17 protein-coding genes are annotated in these 17,499 nt (G+C 31.4%); 5 read left to right on the forward strand and 12 right to left on the reverse strand.

Features of this window, described 5'->3' with window-relative positions; all coding sequences use genetic code 11:
• Positions 1-101: 101 nt before the first annotated feature.
• Positions 102-896, reverse strand: coding sequence for a class I SAM-dependent methyltransferase (locus EM932_RS10990; protein ID WP_135877238.1), 795 nt, complete (start codon positions 894-896; stop codon positions 102-104).
• 468 nt (positions 897-1,364) lie between these two features.
• Here EM932_RS10990 and dnaG point away from each other — a divergent pair, with 468 nt between their 5' ends.
• Positions 1,365-3,323 (forward strand): DNA primase, encoded by a 1,959-nt coding sequence (gene dnaG / locus EM932_RS10995; RefSeq protein ID WP_135877239.1) that lies wholly within the window; start codon positions 1,365-1,367, stop codon positions 3,321-3,323.
• On the opposite strand, the gene EM932_RS11000 is transcribed toward dnaG, so the two are convergent.
• Both EM932_RS11000 and nadE read right to left on the reverse strand, forming a co-directional pair.
• Positions 3,318-3,950, reverse strand: a complete 633-nt coding sequence (locus EM932_RS11000; protein WP_135877240.1) for a response regulator — start codon at positions 3,948-3,950, stop codon at positions 3,318-3,320. The two genes, dnaG and EM932_RS11000, sit on opposite strands and share 6 nt — an antisense overlap.
• A gap of 98 nt (positions 3,951-4,048) precedes the next feature.
• Positions 4,049-4,837, reverse strand: coding sequence for an NAD(+) synthase (gene nadE / locus EM932_RS11005; protein WP_135877241.1), 789 nt, complete (start codon positions 4,835-4,837; stop codon positions 4,049-4,051).
• 92 nt (positions 4,838-4,929) lie between these two features.
• On the opposite strand from nadE, the gene gldB reads away from it, so the two are divergent.
• Both gldB and gldC read left to right on the forward strand, forming a co-directional pair.
• On the forward strand, positions 4,930-5,892 hold the full coding sequence (gene gldB, locus EM932_RS11010; RefSeq protein WP_135877242.1) for a gliding motility lipoprotein GldB: 963 nt from the start codon (positions 4,930-4,932) through the stop codon (positions 5,890-5,892).
• The gene (gene gldC, locus EM932_RS11015) at positions 5,892-6,227 is read left to right on the forward strand and encodes a gliding motility protein GldC (protein ID WP_135877243.1); all 336 of its coding nucleotides are present in this window, start codon (positions 5,892-5,894) and stop codon (positions 6,225-6,227) included. The genes gldB and gldC overlap by 1 nt, the downstream gene beginning before the upstream one ends.
• A gap of 43 nt (positions 6,228-6,270) precedes the next feature.
• Here gldC and EM932_RS11020 read toward each other — a convergent pair whose 3' ends face one another.
• The 9 genes from EM932_RS11020 to EM932_RS11060 form a co-directional block, all read right to left on the reverse strand.
• Complete coding sequence (locus EM932_RS11020) at positions 6,271-7,104, reverse strand: carboxylesterase family protein (RefSeq protein WP_135877244.1); 834 nt, start codon at positions 7,102-7,104, stop codon at positions 6,271-6,273.
• 401 nt (positions 7,105-7,505) lie between these two features.
• Positions 7,506-8,159: a peptide deformylase gene (def, locus tag EM932_RS11025; protein ID WP_135877245.1), complete on the reverse strand. Its 654-nt coding sequence runs from the start codon at positions 8,157-8,159 to the stop codon at positions 7,506-7,508.
• 31 nt (positions 8,160-8,190) lie between these two features.
• Positions 8,191-9,468 carry a rod shape-determining protein RodA gene (gene rodA / locus EM932_RS11030; protein WP_135877246.1) on the reverse strand — a complete coding sequence of 426 codons (1,278 nt, stop codon included), beginning with the start codon at positions 9,466-9,468 and terminating at the stop codon, positions 8,191-8,193.
• A 5-nt stretch (positions 9,469-9,473) separates the two neighbouring features.
• Positions 9,474-11,402, reverse strand: a complete 1,929-nt coding sequence (gene mrdA, locus EM932_RS11035; protein WP_135877247.1) for a penicillin-binding protein 2 — start codon at positions 11,400-11,402, stop codon at positions 9,474-9,476.
• Complete coding sequence (gene mreD / locus EM932_RS11040; RefSeq protein WP_135877248.1) at positions 11,399-11,905, reverse strand: rod shape-determining protein MreD; 507 nt, start codon at positions 11,903-11,905, stop codon at positions 11,399-11,401. The genes mrdA and mreD overlap by 4 nt, the downstream gene beginning before the upstream one ends.
• Entirely contained in the window at positions 11,898-12,704 is an 807-nt protein-coding gene (gene mreC, locus EM932_RS11045; RefSeq protein ID WP_135877249.1) for a rod shape-determining protein MreC, read from the reverse strand. The genes mreD and mreC overlap by 8 nt, the downstream gene beginning before the upstream one ends.
• Positions 12,705-12,721: 17 nt before the next feature.
• A complete protein-coding gene (locus EM932_RS11050; RefSeq protein WP_135877250.1) occupies positions 12,722-13,750 on the reverse strand; it encodes a rod shape-determining protein in 1,029 nt (342 codons plus the stop codon).
• A 163-nt stretch (positions 13,751-13,913) separates the two neighbouring features.
• Complete coding sequence (gene purH / locus EM932_RS11055) at positions 13,914-15,446, reverse strand: bifunctional phosphoribosylaminoimidazolecarboxamide formyltransferase/IMP cyclohydrolase (RefSeq protein ID WP_135877251.1); 1,533 nt, start codon at positions 15,444-15,446, stop codon at positions 13,914-13,916.
• A gap of 477 nt (positions 15,447-15,923) precedes the next feature.
• Positions 15,924-16,382 carry a GAF domain-containing protein gene (locus EM932_RS11060; protein ID WP_135877276.1) on the reverse strand — a complete coding sequence of 153 codons (459 nt, stop codon included), beginning with the start codon at positions 16,380-16,382 and terminating at the stop codon, positions 15,924-15,926.
• Between the two features lie 93 nt (positions 16,383-16,475).
• Here EM932_RS11060 and xrtF point away from each other — a divergent pair, with 93 nt between their 5' ends.
• Both xrtF and EM932_RS11070 read left to right on the forward strand, forming a co-directional pair.
• Positions 16,476-17,027, forward strand: coding sequence for an exosortase family protein XrtF (xrtF, locus tag EM932_RS11065; RefSeq protein ID WP_246041027.1), 552 nt, complete (start codon positions 16,476-16,478; stop codon positions 17,025-17,027).
• Positions 17,020-17,448, forward strand: a complete 429-nt coding sequence (locus EM932_RS11070; protein ID WP_135877253.1) for an exosortase F system-associated membrane protein — start codon at positions 17,020-17,022, stop codon at positions 17,446-17,448. Before xrtF ends, EM932_RS11070 begins: the two co-directional genes overlap by 8 nt.
• The last annotated feature ends 51 nt before the right edge of the window (positions 17,449-17,499 follow it).

The following is a 17,499-nucleotide window of genomic DNA, read 5'->3' on the forward strand; positions in this document are numbered from 1 at the left end:
GCTTTTTTGTTACAACCTACTTTATATAGCTTAAGTTGACTTTTATCAATAAAGTTATAGGTTTATATATAATAATAAAGAATAGAAAGATCGGATTAAGGTTATTTTGTACAGTGGATAACTTCCGTCTTATTTTTAAATTCTTGGAAGTCTATTAGGTTTAAGTATTCTTTTCTGTTATTATTCAATTCACTATAGTCATAAAACTCACCTATTTTGTCAATACTCTCACCTATTGCATGGGTTTTTGATAAAATTCCAACTCCCCAATCTGAATCAATACAGCATGATTTTACAAGATTATTACATCGCCATTTTAGAAATGATTTCCACGTGGTTCCATTCCAATTGTGACGCGCAGGTGTATACCTATAATTGTGCTCAATTCTGGCATGCCATTCTGTTGGCGGATTGCAGTCATGAATCACAATATAGCCATCTTCTTTGATATACTTCAATGAGTTTTCAATATCCTTATTAACTTGTTCTGCAAGATGAAGACCATCAATAAAAATGACATCAAACTTAATGTCTTTAGACAGGGCTTTTCCATTTTTAAGCTGTTCAAAAAACGCATCGCTGGTTAGGGCAAAGTCAACGGGGTTTTCTTCAAATTCTATTCCAGGGTCTACAGAATATTTTTTATCGGCATTGATGAGATTAAAATTTTCATCTGGGTCACGAACACCAATTTCCAGATAAGTAGTTTTTGTCTCAAAAAGAGATAAAATATAGTTAATTATCTCAGTTCTTGAAGGTGTCTTCTTTTTTTCTAATTCTCCTTTTTTATGTTCATTAATGTAAAATTTATCATTTAGATGCGCCTTGCCTAAAAAATAATATTGAATAGGTTTAATTTTTAGTAATTTAAATTTAAGTGTATTTACTATTCCCATTTTTTAAATTTAATTTTTACGATGATATGTTCGTAAATATTAAGCTGCAATTTTTACGGGAAGATTTTTCAAAGGAAAATCAGGCGTAACAAAAGAGCATTAATTCTTAATTAAGCATCCAATTTAGTAAATACAAATCAAAAAAAGACTCTTTCAGGAAAACTTGTTCTGGTTTTGTAGTTTGACTTGAAAACGTAAATGAATTTACTTTCTTAGGTCTCTAAGATAAAGGGGACACGAGTTTCATTTTTGTTAAAATAAATAGCAGTTCTCTGATTGAACAAATGCTAAAAGAATTATTTTGATTTTTATTATTATTTATTTTTACAATTTGTATTTTCCTTTTCGATTCGGCTTGGTAGTAATATCAATAGTTTGTGTTATTTTTACATGGTCGTTACGGTAAACGTAAGAACTCGTTTTAGTTTAATTTAAAAGACCCCTAGTTTTAAGGGTATAAGAAACACTTTGATATCAGCAACAACTATAGATCAAGTATTTGAAGCTTCTCGTGTAGAGGAAGTTATTGGCGATTTTGTAAATCTTAAAAAGGCTGGAACTAATTTTAAGGGTTTAAGCCCTTTTAGTGATGAACGTTCACCAAGCTTTATGGTGTCGCCTGTAAAACAAATTTGGAAAGATTTTTCGACAGGAAAAGGAGGGACTGCCGTGTCATTTTTAATGGAACACGAACATTTTACCTATCCAGAAGCCATAAAATACCTCGCTAAGAAATATAATATTGAAATAGAGGAAACCGAGCAATCTAACGAGCAAAAAGAACAAGCAAACGAACGCGAAAGTTTGTATTTAGTGAGTGAGTTTGCAAATACATATTTTCAAAAAATACTTCATAAAACAGATCAAGGAAAATCAATAGGATTAAGCTATTTTAAAGAGCGTGGATTTACTCAAGAAACCATAGAAAAATTTGATCTAGGGTATTCGCTTAACGAGTGGCAAGCCTTTACAGATGAGGCTTTAAAGCAAGGCTACAATATTGACTATTTAGAAAAAACAGGGCTTACCATTGTAAAGGAGGCTAAACGTTTTGATAGGTTTAAAGGACGTGTTATGTTTCCTATTAAAAGTATGAGTGGTCGTGTTTTGGGATTTGGTGGTCGTATACTAACGAATGATAAGAAAGCTGCAAAATATTTAAACTCTCCCGAAAGTGATATTTACCATAAAAGTAATGTGCTATATGGTATTTATCATGCCAAACAAGGTATTGCTAAAGAAGATAACTGTTATTTAGTTGAAGGGTATACAGATGTTATTCAATTTCATCAAACGGGCGTGAAAAATGTTGTGTCTTCGTCAGGAACAGCATTAACATCTGAGCAAATACGACTTATAAATAGACTAACAAAAAATATCACAGTACTTTTTGATGGAGATGCAGCAGGTATGCGTGCTTCACTGAGAGGTATAGATCTTATTTTAGAGCAAGGTATGAATGTAAAAGTTTGTACTTTTCCTGAAGGTGAAGACCCAGACAGTTTTGCAAAACAAAATACACTGGAAGAACTTACTTCGTATTTAGATGAGAACTCCAAAGACTTTATTCAATTTAAAGCATCTGTTTTATTTGAAGAGTCGAAAAATGATCCTATTAAAAAAGCTGATACAGTTAGAGATATTGTAAATAGTATTTCTAAAATACCGGATCAAATAAAAAAGGAAATTTATATTCAGGAGTGTGCCAGAATAATGGATATTAGTGAAGAAGTTTTGTTTAGTACACTGGCTCAAATTAATAAAAAGGAGTTTCAGGAAGAAAACAAGCAGTTTAAAAAAGATCAAAAAGCATTTGAGGTTATCAAACATCAGGCACCTATAAAGAAAGTTGATGTACAGTATGTTTTAGAACGAAAGATTATTGAAGTTCTATTACTCTATGGAAATAAAGTAGAAGATTTTGAGGATTTAGTTTTAAAAGAAAATGATAAAGGCGAATTGATTTTAGAACCGGTAATTCATCAAGCGAAGGTCTTCGAAAAAATATTTCTAGACCTTCAAGATGATGAAATGGAATTTTCTAATGCACAATTTAAAAGTCTGTATTACAGTATTATAGATGCACTAAATCGAAATCAGCATTTTGAACTTAAGTCGTTTATAAATACAGTTGATAACCAGACATCTAATGAAATTACATCTATTTTAATGGAAGATGAGCGTTACACATTAGATGACTGGAAACGCATGAATATTTTCCCTAAAGAAAAAACGCAAAGTATTGCACAATTAGTTAGCGAAACGATTTTAAGCTTAAGATGCTTTTTAATAGACCAAAAAGTTAAGGACTTTCAGCAAGAAACATTACAAAGAAAAAACGATGTAAATAGAAATATTCTTGAAGAAGTTAAAGACTATTCTGGCTTAAAAATGCTACTCTCTAGAAAATTAAGTCGTGTGCTATAATAATTGCTCACTTAGTTTGGCTTGATTAACTAAATCAACTAAGTTAGTAACTTTTAACTTACGCATTAATCTTGCTTTGTAAGTACTAACTGTTTTTTCGTTAATGTCCAGCTCTTTAGAAATTTCTTTGTTTTTTCTACCTACAGTTAAAAGTTTTAAAACTTCGGCTTCTCTAGTTGAGAGTTTTTTGTAAAAAGTACCACTTTTATTAACTCTATTTCCAAATGCTAATTGTTGAGTTAATTCGTTACTTAAATGAATCCCTCCATCATGCACTTTTAATATTGCCTCGTTGATACTTATAACATTTACAGATTTATTTAAATATCCAGAAGCGCCAGCTTTGATGGCGTTTATGGCATAAACTTCTTCTGGTTGACCACTAAAAATTATGGTTTTAATATCCGGATAGTCGTTCTTTAAATAACGTAGAACAGTTAACCCATTTAGCTTAGGGAAATCTGCTTCGGTTAGAATAATGTCTACAGGGTTTTTTTTAATGAATTCTAATATGGCCTCGCCATCTTCTACGCTTCCTACAATTTTAATGTTGGGAGATGCAGAAAAAAGAACCTCAAGCCCCTTTCTTGTGATTGGGTGGTTGTCTGCTATTAATAATTTTATCATAATTAAAGCTTTTATAATATTTAGTTAGAGATTAGTATTATAATTGAGAGAGTAAGCTTGCCGTAAATGTAGTGATTTTTTGAACAACCTACAAAATCCTACATTAAATAGTTGGGAATGTTGCAAATAGGTATAGGAATCATCTTATGTTTATTAGTAGTGTTATAACGTTTATAAATCTTAAAAACATCTAATTCTCTACCAGAAAAATCATTTGCATTTTTGCCTTCATCATCCATTTTCATTGCCCATTCCAGCTCTGGGTAAGAAGCTCCTATTTGATCTTCGTCACTTCTAGCATCTCCAAAAAGACCATCACTTGGTGCAGCTTTCATGATAGATTCTGGTACTTGTAAATAGTCTCCTATTTTATAAACTTCAGATTTTACTAAATCGGCAATTGGACTTAAATCAACACCGCCATCACCATATTTAGTGTAAAAACCAACGCCAAAATCTTCAACTTTATTTCCTGTCCCTGCAACTAGTAGTTTATAAAGCCCTGCGTAATAGTATAGTGTTGTCATTCGTAATCGAGCTCTTGTATTAGCTAAAGCCATATCTATTGTTGCTTGATCACCATCAAAGAACACTTCAGCTTTAAATGCTTCAAAAACAGGAGTTAAATTGGTACGTGTATCACTTACATTATCAAATCGATTTTTTAGTTGTGCTATATGTTCCTGTGCTCTGGTTACATGGCTTTCTGCTTGATGAATAGGCATTTCTATGCATAGTACATTCAAACCCGTTTTTGCACATAATGTAGAGGTTACTGCAGAATCAATGCCTCCAGAAATACCAATGACAAAACCATTAACACCAGCTTTTGTTGCGTAGTCTTTTAACCAGTTAACAATATAGTCTACAACTTTTTCTGTTTGCATATTAAATGAATTTAAATCTAAGAATAGTACCTTTGCAAACAAAAATAAACGAATCACTCAATTAATAAAAATTTATGTCGTGTAAGTTTTATATGAAGAATTTATTATTGTGTTTAATCACAATAATGGTAGCTATTTCTTGCAAAGATAATGATGCATTAGAAAATGAAATAGCTAGTATAAATACAGATGTTGAAGTAGAACGTTTTGATTTATTATTTGCAAACACTACTCAGGAAAGTTTGCCAAAACTAAAGAAGGCATATCCTTTTATGTTTTCAGAAAAATATAAAGATTCGTTTTGGATTGTTAGAATAAAGGATACATTACAAGTAGCATTATTTAATGCCGTTAAAAAAGAATTTCAAAATTTTGAAGAAACGGAGCTAGAAATAGAATCTTTATTTAATCATTTAGAATATTATTTTCCAGAATTTACTCCACCAAGAGTTATTACTACAACAAGTAATGTAGATTATAGGAATAGAGTTATAATTACAGATACCATAGCTATATTGGCTTTGGATGCCTATTTAGGAAGTGAACATGAATTTTATAGTAGCATTCCGAAGTATGTAAGCGAAAATTTAAAGAAGGAGCAAATTGCGGTTGATTTGGCTGAGGAGTATGCAAAAAAATATATCTATCAAGGTGAAAATAAAACCTTACTGGACGAAATGATATATTTTGGAAAACTGCTTTATTTTAAAGATGCTGTAATTCCCTTTAAAACAGATGCCGAACGTATTGGGTATTCTGAAGAACAGCTAGATTGGGCTATTGCTAACGAGAGTTATATTTGGCGCTACTTTGTAGAACGTGAGTTGTTATTTAGTACAGATTCTAAACTACTAGGTAGATTTATAAACCCTGCACCGTTTTCTAAATTTTATTTAAAAGAAATTGATACAGATTCACCAGGTCGCTTAGGTCAATATACAGGTTGGCAAATTGTAAGAGCTTATATGTCACAAAATAGATTATCGTTAAAAGATATGCTAATAACTAGCCCTGAAGATATTTTTAATAATTCAAAATTTAAACCACGCAAATAATGTCTGAAAAAATGACTTCAAAAATAGAGTTGAATGTAGAGCTTGATGCTAATAGAATACCAGAGAAATTATATTGGACGGCGCAAGATGGAGGTATAACAAATGAAGAGGCAAAAGCGATGATGCTTGCCGTTTGGGATTCTAAGGTACAAGAAACTCTTCGTATCGATTTATGGACAAAAGATATGCCTGTAGACGAAATGAAAGTGTTTTTTCATCAAACATTAGTTGCTATGAGTGATACTTTTAATAGAGCGACTCAAGATGAAAAAATGACTGCAACTATGAAGGATTTTTGCGATTATTTTGCTGAAAAACTGGAGATTAAAAAGTAATCTATAGTTTTCTATCGTTTCTATAAATTTTGTTTGTAAAGATTTATTTTTCAAACAAAAACATCCAATCATAGATGCTTGTATCAAAAGTGTCGTATTCACTGCTTTCGTCTCCCATACCACTTGCATTATAAGTTCTAGACCAGGAGTTATGCCCAACGTTTGGGTATATAGTTAGTTTTGCGAGTGTATTGGGGTTTTCTTTATTGATTGCATTTACCATATCGATTGACTTGTTGTATGAAACCACATTGTCATTGTCGCCATGAAAAGCCCAAACAGGAATAGTAATAAATTTATCTCCAGAATTTTTATTACCTCCTCCAGCAATAGGAACAATAGCAGCTACATAGGCCTCTGATCCGTATTTAGATACATAGTTGAAACTTCCAAAACCACCAAGGCTTAAACCTGTAAGGTAGATTCGTTTAGTGTTTATTTTATAATTAGTAATTAAATAGGTTATAAAATTATGAATGTCTTCTGGGTTCCAATTTCCAGAAGGTAATTGAGGTGAGGCAACAATCATCGGGTATTTAGGAGACCATTGGTTTTTTTCTATGAGTTTAGGCGGACCATTGACTAATACTTTTTTTAAAATATCTGGGTTTGTTTCGCTATTCCCTCGTTCTCCTGATCCGTGTAAAAAAACAAGTAACGGGTATTCAGAAGTGCTACTATTATATTCACTTGGGGTATAAATATAGTGTCCAAAACCAGCATTAGTGTCGCCAAGAACATTTGCTTTATGATCACCACCTAAGTCTTTCGGTAAGGATTCTAAATTATTTTGATTTTCTTCAGAAATAGTGTCGTTGCCATTACAACTTAAAAATAAAAATGGCAATATTACCATTACATTTAGTAGAGTTTTCATAAGTAGGTATGTTATGTTTGATTCATTTAATATAACGTCAGTTTGATTTAATTTTTTTATAAAAATAATATTAAATCAATGATTTTCAAGTGTTTGTCATTTCTACAGAGCGAAGTATGAGCCTTTCGACTTTAGTTTATGCTGAGCGTAGTCGAAGTACTCAAGATAAACTTTCGAGAAATCTCATAAAGATGGGATTCCTCCTCAATAGCTACGCTATATACGTTCAAGTAAAATATATTTTACCCTCCGCAGCATTCAAAATGACATAGTTTCTTTATTAAAACAATTAAACAACTGATTGTTAAGTTTTGATATATCGAGTTAATATACGTAATAATAGCTATTTTAGCTTATATGATAATTTTGGTATAAAATATTTAGAGCTTAAGTGCGAAAAATTAAGGGTGTGAATTTTTAATTTGTTTTGGATTTTTGGCATCACGAATCTCTTTATCGAGATGATCTAAATATAAAATACCGTATAAATGATCTATTTCGTGTTGAAAAATAACCGATATAAAACTTTTAACTGTTTCGGTTTTATGCTCTCCTTTCATAGTATCGTATTCAATAGTTATTGATTGCGCTCTAGTATTTAATATTTCTGTACGATTAGGAATAGATAAACAACCTTCTTTAACCGTTTGTTTGTCTTCAGAGTATTTAATAATCTTTGGATTTAAGTATACTTCAAAAGGAAAGCGTTCCTTGTCAAAACGTTGTACCCAAATAATATTTTTTAAAATGCCAACTTGGGGAGCTGCAATACCAACGCCCATAGACATACTATCTATAACTGTAGTATGTAGTCTTTTTACAAAAAGTTGTAATGTCTTATTATTTGGATCAGGTTTTATGTAGCTGCTTTTAGTTCTTAGCAAAAGTGAATCTTTTTTATTATTTATTTTAAAAACCCTCATAGGGGTTAAACTATCAGCACTACTGATAAGTTTAATTTCATTAGAAGAAAAAGAATTCACTCCCATATTTTTGCTACTAGAGCATCCCATAATACATGAAAGAATAAAAATTAAAAGAATTAATTTTTTCATAAGATTGAAATAATTAAATGTCGATTATCGACTACCATTCATTAATTCTATTAGAATCTAATTTAATAAATATAAAAATTAGAATTGTAAATGCCCAAAGTCCTGATCCACCGTAGCTAAATAGAGGTAAAGGAATGCCTATGGTAGGAATTAATCCCATTACCATGCCAATATTGATTAGGAAATGAATAAATATAATAGAGGCTACGCCATAACCATAGACCCGACTAAATTGCGATTTTTGTAATTCAGCTAAATGTAGAATACGTAATAAAAGTAAAATAAATAATATGACTACAAAGGAGCAGCCTAAGAAACCCCATTCTTCCCCAACGGTGCTAAAAATATAATCGGTATGTTGTTCTGGTACGAACTTTCCAGTTGTTCTGGTTCCTTCCATAAACCCTTTTCCTGTAAAGCCTCCTGAGCTAATTGCTTTTTCAGATTCGTTTAGATTGTAGGCAAAGGTTTTTTTCATCTGTTGTAATTTAACAGGGTCTTTTTCCAGACGTAGCCATAGACTTATTCTATCCTGTTGATGAGGAGGTATCACATTTTGATAAAAGAATTTTACACCAAAAGATAAACCTATAGAAAGAAGTAAAGCAAATAAGGCTTGAAATAATGAAAACTTTTTTCTGTTTTTAAAATGATAACCTAAAATTAGAATTGAACCAATTATTGAAGCAGTTAAGGCTCCAAATTTCAAAGCTAAGACTGATAGTATGATGACCGATATACCTATAGAGAGGTAATACTTTGGTAATCCTTCTCTATATAATACAAAAAAGAACGCTCCGTAAACAATCGTACTTCCTGTATCATTTTGTAATAAGACTAAAATAGCAGGTATGATAATAATTATAAAGGTTTGTATTTGGTCTTTAAAGCTATTAATATTCGTGTTTAAATCACTAATATGTTTTGCTACAGCAAGCGCAGTTGCAGTTTTTGCAAATTCACTTGGTTGTAAGGTCATCCCCCCAATAGCATACCATGATGTTGCACCGTTTACATTTTTCCCGAAGATAAAAAGACCAACAAGTGATAGCATGGAAACTAAGTAAATAATGCTGGAAAAGCGTTCATAAAACTTAGCATCAATACCTAGTAAAAGGATTATTAAAACGAATGTTAAAAAAATAAATACGAGTTGTTTTCCATAAGAATGAGATAAATCAAAATAATCAATGTCACCTCCCGTATGAGAAGCTGATAATATATTTAACCAACCAAACCCGACTAGCAAGAAAAAAAGGATAATAGTAGTCCAGTCAAATTTAAAATATTTGTTAGTTTCCCTAACCATCTAATTTATGGGTTTTGTATTTTTTTTAATCGTCGTTTAAGTCGTTTGTATTCGGAATCGTTAATAAGCTGTAATCTGGTCTGTTTATTTATTTTAAAAGGTTTTCCAGAATAAGGCTTCGCATATTCATCTTCTAAACTATGTTTTAAAATCCACTCCTCTAAATCTTTTCTGGTAATCTCACCTTTAATATGTTTCTCTATCATTAAACTTGCTATTTTTCCAGCAAAGCGACTTCCCCAATAACCATTTTCAACAAAAACGGCAATCGCTATTTTTGGGTCATTTTTAGGTGCAAAAGCAACGAAAATGGAATGATCTGTCAGATCGGTTTTTACACTATCAATAATAGTAGAATTTTGAACAGTTCCCGTCTTACCACAGATTTCAATGTCTTTTACTTGTAATGATGCCGCAGTTCCTTTCTTATAAACTTGCAACATGCCTTCAATTACAGGTTCAAAATGTACTTTATCAATAGTAGTATACTTAGCTTTAGTAAAATTTTCGGGAAGTGTTTTGTTTTCAATAGATTTAATTATATGAGGGGTATAATAATAGCCTCTATTGGCTATGGCGGCAACCATATTGGCTAACTGAATAGGGGTCGTTGCAACTTCTCCCTGTCCAATCGCATTAGATATGGTATAAGTAGAATAAAAAGTTTTAGGATATATGTGTTTGTAATAAGCTCTATTAGGAATTCTACCTTTTTGCCCAACAAATAAATCGTTGTTTAAAAAGTCGCCTAATCCAAAGCTTTTAGCATGTTTGCTCCAAGTATCAATGCCAGTAGAGGCATTACCATCTTTATCTAAAATCTTTCTATAGGTAGTCGCAAAATAGGCATTACAAGATTCTTGTATCCCGGAAACCATATTATTACGTTTACCAATATAACAGTGACATTTCATAAAACGATTACCATATTTATAGCCAGCATAACAGGTAACCGTTTCATTTGGTGTTATAACCCCTTCTTGTAAACCAATTAAGGCATTCATTAATTTAAAAGGCGAACCTGGTTCATAAACGCCTTGTAAACTTCTATTAAATAAAGGTTTTGCTGAGTCATTAAAAAGTTTAGTGAAATTCTTGGAACGTTCTCTTCCAACCAAAATATTAGGATCATAGGTCGGTGCTGCGACCATGGCTAATATTTCTCCCGAAGACGGTTCAATAGCAATAACACCACCACGTTTGTTTTGCATAAGTAGTTCACCATACTCTTGCAATTTTGAATCTATAGTAATGGTAATATCTTTTCCTTGTTCTGGAATGGTATCAAACTTACCTTCTTTATAGGGACCAATATTTCTATTAAATCTGTCTTTTTGAATAAACTTGATACCTTTTACACCTCGAAGTATTTTTTCGTATGAAGCTTCAACACCTTGTTTCCCTTTTAAATCACCCATCCTATAATAAAGGTCTCTTTTCAAGTCGCTGGTGTTTACTTCTCCAATATCTCCCAAAACATTAGCGCCAATGTTTCTTTGGTAATGTCTGAGAGATCTTTTCTGAATATAAAACCCTTTAAACTTTCGCATTTTTTCTTGCAAGGCGGCATAATCTTCTTTAGATAGATGTGATAGAAAAACGGATGCTAATCTAGGAGAATAGCGCCTGGCTTTGTTGTATGTTTTTATAAATTGCTCCTTATCAATTTTTAATAATGAACAAAACTCAAGCGTGTCTAATGGTTCTACTTCACGAGGAATTACCATAACGTCGTAAGAAGGTTGGTTTGCGACTAAAAGTTTACCGTTTCTATCGTAAATAAACCCTCGTTTTGGATAATCATATACTTTTCTAATAGCATTATCATCAAATAAATCGTACTCATTTGAAGTATATATTTGAAGGTAAAAGAGTCTAGATAAAAATAAAAGACCAACAAATATTATAGAAGCGAAAAGTAAAAGCTGTCTCATTTAGATTTTCTACTAAAAATAATAGTTATTATAATGCATAATAAAATAGTGAATATACCTGAGAATAACGTTTTTTGAAGTACTAAAATTATTTTTGGCAGGCTAAATATTTCTAATGAAAACAAAATAATATGATGTATACTTACAATCAATGTAATATAAGTGATTTTAGAGCCAAATTCTACGGCGCCAAATTTCATATTATGATGTTCATACATCGTTCCAAAAGAAAACTTTAATATTACGGGTCTTACATACGCTATAAATACACAAGCAGCCGCATGAATCCCACCAGAATCCATAAACATATCAATAATTAATCCTAATAAGAAACCAGATAGGATTATCATAACACGGTTACTTTTTACTGGAAAAAAAGCAATGAATAAAATATATGGATAAGGATTAATATATCCCCAGAAATTAATATTATTAAATACTAAAACCTGTATTAATACTAATACAATAAAACGGACGCTATTTACAGAAAGTAAATTATTCATTTAGTAAATTAGTAATCTCAGGTTTATTAATGTTTTCTATAATATAAACATGCTCCAGATTGGTCATGTCATTAAAAAGCTTCACATTTATTTCATAATAATTTTCGGCATCATCAAGTTTATAGTTTTCAACAGTGCCTATATTTATGTCTTTTGGAAATATAGAAGAACGTCCAGAAGTAACAATGGTGTCACCAACTAGAATTTTAGCTATTTTAGGGATGTCTGTAAGCTGAACAATAGCAGGGTTTTTAGCATCCCATTTTAAGTCACCATAATGGTTTGTTTTTTTTAATTGAGCACTTATAGAAATAGTCGTATTTAAGATAGATATTACGGTAGCAAAGTTACCACTTGTTTTATCAATAATACCTACTATGCCTTGAGTTGTTATAACACCGAAATCTTGTTTTATACTGTCGTTTGTGCCTTTGTTAATTGTAAGAATATTATCTGTTGCAGAATAATTGTTTTTAATAACCTGAGCATTGGAAAAATAATATGGCGCATTAAGACTATCTATTTGGTTTATTTCTGTAATGCTTTTCAAATTATATAAAAGCGATTTTAGACGTTTGTTTTCTTCAGATAAAAGTTTGTTTTGCGATTTTAAACTAAAATACTCACTAATCTCGTTTGCAGAATTGTAGATGCCCCCAGTTAGAAAGTTAGCCGAATTAATAAACTTACTTTTGTGATATGAATGTGATTGAATGGTAAATAAGATTGAAAAAGAGAACAACAATAAGAACAACAGAAAGTTTTTGTTTCTTATTATGAAATTAATAATCTGCTGCATGATTTAATGGGGTGTCTCTATTTTATCAATACACTTTTGTATTTAGGTAAATTTTTAAGTGTAATACCAGTACCTCTTACTACGGCACGTAATGGATCTTCTGCTATGTAAACCGGGAGGTCTGTTTTTTGAGATAATCGCTTGTCTAAACCTCTTAGCATAGAACCTCCACCTGCTAAATAAATCCCCGTATTGTATATGTCTGCAGCTAATTCTGGCGGTGTTTGAGATAATGTTTCCATAACGGCATCCTCAATTCTTAAGATCGATTTATCTAAAGCTTTAGCTATTTCTCTATGCGAAATAGATACTTGTTTAGGTTTACCGGTTAATAAATCACGTCCTTGTACGCTCATATCTTCTGGAGGTAATTCTAAATCTTCAGTTGCAGCACCTATTTGTATTTTTATTTTTTCGGCAGTACGCTCTCCAACATATAAGTTATGTTGCGTACGCATGTAGTAAACAATGTCATTTGTAAAAACATCACCTGCAATCTTTACAGATTTATCACAGACAATACCACCAAGAGCAATAACGGCAATTTCTGTGGTACCACCACCTATATCCACAACCATGTTTCCTTTAGGTTGCATGATATCTACGCCAATACCAATAGCTGCTGCCATTGGTTCATGTATTAAATAAACTTCTTTACCATTAACACGTTCTGCACTTTCCTTTACCGCACGCATCTCTACTTCTGTAATTCCTGAAGGAATACATATAACCATACGAAGTGCTGGGGTGAAAAATTTCTTTTTTAAAGCTGGTATGTTTTTTATAAACATACTTATCATTTGCTCGGAAGCATCAAAATCTGCAATTACACCATCTTTTAACGGGCGAATTGTTTTAATATTTTCATGCGTTTTACCTTGCATTAAACTGGCTTCCTGACCTACATGAGTTATTTTTCCTGTAACTCTATCTCGTGCAACAATAGAAGGTGAATCAACAACAACTTTGTCGTTATGGATAATAAGTGTGTTTGCAGTTCCTAAGTCTATTGCAATTTCTTCGGTTAAGAAGTCAAAAAAGCCCATGTGCTATTAAAAATTTAAGTGGTTTAAAAAACGAATCCCGTAAATGTAATAAAAGTTAATAAATATATGGGTTTTAAGCTTATCCAAATTTTACTAAAAAAATACCATAATCTAGTTATACGCTTTTTTGTTATTTTTTAGATGCTTAAAACAGTATGTTTTTTTAGTGTTTAAAATGACGTGTACCTGTAAATACCATAGCCAGATTATTTTCATTACAGTAATCAATACTTAATTGGTCTTTTATAGAACCACCTGGTTGGATAACAGCTGTAATACCGGCATTTTTTGCGATCTCAACACAGTCTGGGAAAGGGAAAAAAGCATCACTTGCCATAGCAGCGCCATTTAAATCAAAATTAAATGAATTTGCTTTGTGAATCGCTTGCTCTAGAGCATCAACACGACTTGTTTGTCCTGTGCCACTAGCGCACAATTGTTTATTTTTTGCTAATACGATGGTGTTAGATTTTGTGTGTTTACAAATTTTTGAGGCAAATATTAAATCTTCCAATTCACTATCGTTAGGGTTTGAATTTGTAACATTTGTTAAACCTTCAATAGTATCTGTTATGCTATTTCTATCTTGAAGCAACATACCATTTAAACAACTTCTAACATTCATTTTTGGTAATTCTATATCATGAAGTGTTAGTATGATTCTATTCTTTTTGCCTTGAAGAATAGTTAAAGCTTTAGCAGAAAAAGAAGGTGCAATAACAACTTCACAGAATAATTTATGAATTTCTTCTGCTGTAGCAACGTCAATTTCAGTATTACTAATTAACACACCTCCAAAAGCAGAGACAGGATCTCCTGCTAAAGCGTCAACATAGGCTTGATGTAATGTGTCACGTTGAGCTAAGCCACAAGCATTATTATGTTTTAAAATAGCAAATGTTGGAGCATCATTTTTAAATTCTGCCATTAAATTTACAGCAGCATCAACATCTAAAAGGTTGTTGTAGCTTAATTCTTTACCATGAAGTTTCGTGAACAACTCATCAAAGTTTCCAAAGAAAAACCCTTTTTGGTGCGGGTTTTCTCCATAACGCAATACTTTACCTTTAGTTTCGCTAATTTTTAATGCAGCTTCATCATGATCTTTGTTGAAGTAGTTAAAAATAGCAGTATCGTAATGAGAGGATACATTAAAAGCTTTACCGGCAAAACGTTTTCTGTCTTCCTCAGAAATAGCACCATTTTTTTCAGAAATCAGGTCTAAAAATTCAGCATAATCATCTACAGACGATACACAAATAACATCTGCATAATTTTTAGCAGCAGCACGAATTAACGAAATACCACCTATATCTATTTTTTCAATAATATCTTCTGTGCTAGCACCAGAGGCAACTGTTTTTTCAAATGGATATAAATCAACAATAACGACATCAATTTGAGGAATTTTATATTCGGCTAATTCAGCAACATCACCATCATGACTTTGTCTGTTTAAAATACCTCCAAAAACTTTAGGGTGTAATGTTTTTACACGACCACCAAGAATAGAAGGATAAGACGTTATATTTTCAACAGGAACAACCTCTACACCTAAATCGTTTATAAATTTTTGAGTACCACCAGTAGAATAAATGGTAACGCCCTGTTCATTTAATTTGTTTACGATAGGTTCTAATCCGTCTTTACTAAATACTGAGATTAATGCAGATTTAATTGTTTTTTCGTTGCTCATTAGTCGTTGTGTTATGGTTTTTAATTCCTGTTTTTCAGGGTTGAAATTTTTGCTGTTTTTCAATGTTTTACATTGAAATTTGTAATAAAATGCAAAAGTAATTATTTCAACTAAAAAATGAGCTCAAGATTGCTTAAAAAGGACACGTTTTTTTAACGAAAAAGAGAAGTTGTTAACATCTGTACGAAATTCCTAAAAAATGGGCTTGAAAATATTAAAAGTCTAACTTCGAATACAAAAATTTAAAGACTGAAGATTGAAGACGGAGGACAGAAGACCGAAGGCGAGAGACGGAGGTTAGAGGATATTATCTTAATGTTTACTAATAAGTATATTATTGTTTAATTATAAGTAAACTTTATGGAAAGCGGTTGAAATTATCCTAAATACAGAGAAAGAAAGACCAGTGCCTGAACACTGAACACTGAACACTGAATTTAAAACAAATAACCTAATCTAGCGATTGAAACTTGAAATTTACTCAAGTATCATAGCCGCTTGAGAACAAACAAACTCTAAAAAACGTTCATCTGCTTCAGTAAAAGGATCTGAAGTATTGGAATCAATATCTATTTGGCCAATGTTTTCACCATTTACGAAAATTGGAATAACAATTTCGGCTTTAACAGTAATACTACAGGCAATATAATTATCTTGAGCTGCTACATCTGGTACCACAAAATTTTCATTGCTAACTGCAACCTGTCCACAAATACCTTTCCCAAAAGGAATTACAGTATGGTCTGTAGGTGCTCCCACATAAGGACCTAAATGTAACTCTTCTTTATTGCCATTTCTAAAATAAAAACCCACCCAATTATAATAATCTATATGGGTTTCAAGTAGTTCACAAATGCTTAAAAGGCGTTCATCTACTGTTCTTTCTGTGTTCAAAACAATAGTTTCCACTTGTGGTTTTAGGTCTTCAAAAATCATAAATTCAAAAGTTTTGGCAAAAGTATTTAAAAAGACGTAATTTCGATGTCTTGTTTGCATAATTTTAACCTATATAAATTAGTAAAAACGTTTTTGAAAACACTTTTTATAAAATACAAATCAGTTATAAAGTTCATCCTTACTTTCTTATTAGTTTATGTGTCTTTTTCTGTGATTTATAAACTGTATTTAGACGCTTCTGAGAGCTCGATATTTTACCCTGATTATATGACGCATTTAGTGTCTAGGCAGAGTGAAGTATTATTAAGTGCATTTGGGTATGATGCTCAAATGATACCACACCCAGAAGAACCTTCTATGAAACTTATCGTAAATGGTACGTATGTTGCTCGCGTTATTGAAGGGTGTAATTCAATAAGTGTTATCATACTATTTATGTCATTTATTATAGCTTTTTCTGGAAAATTAAAAACAACGTTTTTCTATATCCTTTCTGGTAGTGTTTTAATTTATGTAGTTAATTTGATACGTATTGTAATAATATCTATAGGGCTATATCGCTATCCAGAGCAACAAGAAATTATGCATACAGTTGTATTTCCCGGAATTATTTACGGCATGGTTTTTTTATTATGGATTTTTTGGGTGAATCGTTTTTCTAAATTAAAAAAGAAAGATGCCTAAGTTAATTAAATATATACTACTGTTTCTGTTATTTGGGTTGCTGGTTTTAATTCGAGTTTATGAAGGTGAATTATTTTATGACCCTTATCTAACATTTTTTCAAAACGACTACCTGTATGTTGATAGCCCGAGACGAGAAGTTTTAAAATTAGTAAGTTTTACAACATTACGATATTTATTAAACAGTATTATTTCATTGAGTGTTTTATATGTTTTTTTTAAAGATAAGAGCATCATTAAATTTTCAATGATTGTTTATTTGCTGGCCTATGTTATTTTGATGTTAATTTATTTATACTTTGTTATAAACCCAAGACAGGAAGACTATTATTTATTTTTTAATGTACGTCGTTTTTTAATTCAGCCTATTATTCTACTCTTACTATTACCTGCTTTTTATTATCACAAACTCAAGAATTAAGTGTTAATCATTTAATAAAAAACACAATTCCAATTTCAATTTTTTGTATTT

It is taken from the genome of Flavivirga rizhaonensis, from assembly GCF_004791695.1.
GTDB lineage: Bacteria > Bacteroidota > Bacteroidia > Flavobacteriales > Flavobacteriaceae > Flavivirga > Flavivirga rizhaonensis.

What these genes read in the sequence shown, in the direction of transcription:
- EM932_RS10990 (WP_135877238.1), bottom strand. Translation starts at nt 896, where the DNA reads ATGGGAATAGTAAATACACTTAAATTTAAATTACTAAAAATTAAACCT.
- gldC (WP_135877243.1), top strand. Translation starts at nt 5,892, where the DNA reads ATGTCTGAAAAAATGACTTCAAAAATAGAGTTGAATGTAGAGCTTGAT.
- mrdA (WP_135877247.1), bottom strand. Translation starts at nt 11,402, where the DNA reads ATGAGACAGCTTTTACTTTTCGCTTCTATAATATTTGTTGGTCTTTTA.
- EM932_RS11000 (WP_135877240.1), bottom strand. Translation starts at nt 3,950, where the DNA reads ATGATAAAATTATTAATAGCAGACAACCACCCAATCACAAGAAAGGGG.
- rodA (WP_135877246.1), bottom strand. Translation starts at nt 9,468, where the DNA reads ATGGTTAGGGAAACTAACAAATATTTTAAATTTGACTGGACTACTATT.
- gldB (WP_135877242.1), top strand. Translation starts at nt 4,930, where the DNA reads ATGAAGAATTTATTATTGTGTTTAATCACAATAATGGTAGCTATTTCT.
- mreD (WP_135877248.1), bottom strand. Translation starts at nt 11,905, where the DNA reads ATGAATAATTTACTTTCTGTAAATAGCGTCCGTTTTATTGTATTAGTA.
- purH (WP_135877251.1), bottom strand. Translation starts at nt 15,446, where the DNA reads ATGAGCAACGAAAAAACAATTAAATCTGCATTAATCTCAGTATTTAGT.
- def (WP_135877245.1), bottom strand. Translation starts at nt 8,159, where the DNA reads ATGAAAAAATTAATTCTTTTAATTTTTATTCTTTCATGTATTATGGGA.
- EM932_RS11070 (WP_135877253.1), top strand. Translation starts at nt 17,020, where the DNA reads ATGCCTAAGTTAATTAAATATATACTACTGTTTCTGTTATTTGGGTTG.
- EM932_RS11020 (WP_135877244.1), bottom strand. Translation starts at nt 7,104, where the DNA reads ATGAAAACTCTACTAAATGTAATGGTAATATTGCCATTTTTATTTTTA.
- mreC (WP_135877249.1), bottom strand. Translation starts at nt 12,704, where the DNA reads ATGCAGCAGATTATTAATTTCATAATAAGAAACAAAAACTTTCTGTTG.
- nadE (WP_135877241.1), bottom strand. Translation starts at nt 4,837, where the DNA reads ATGCAAACAGAAAAAGTTGTAGACTATATTGTTAACTGGTTAAAAGAC.
- EM932_RS11060 (WP_135877276.1), bottom strand. Translation starts at nt 16,382, where the DNA reads ATGATTTTTGAAGACCTAAAACCACAAGTGGAAACTATTGTTTTGAAC.
- EM932_RS11050 (WP_135877250.1), bottom strand. Translation starts at nt 13,750, where the DNA reads ATGGGCTTTTTTGACTTCTTAACCGAAGAAATTGCAATAGACTTAGGA.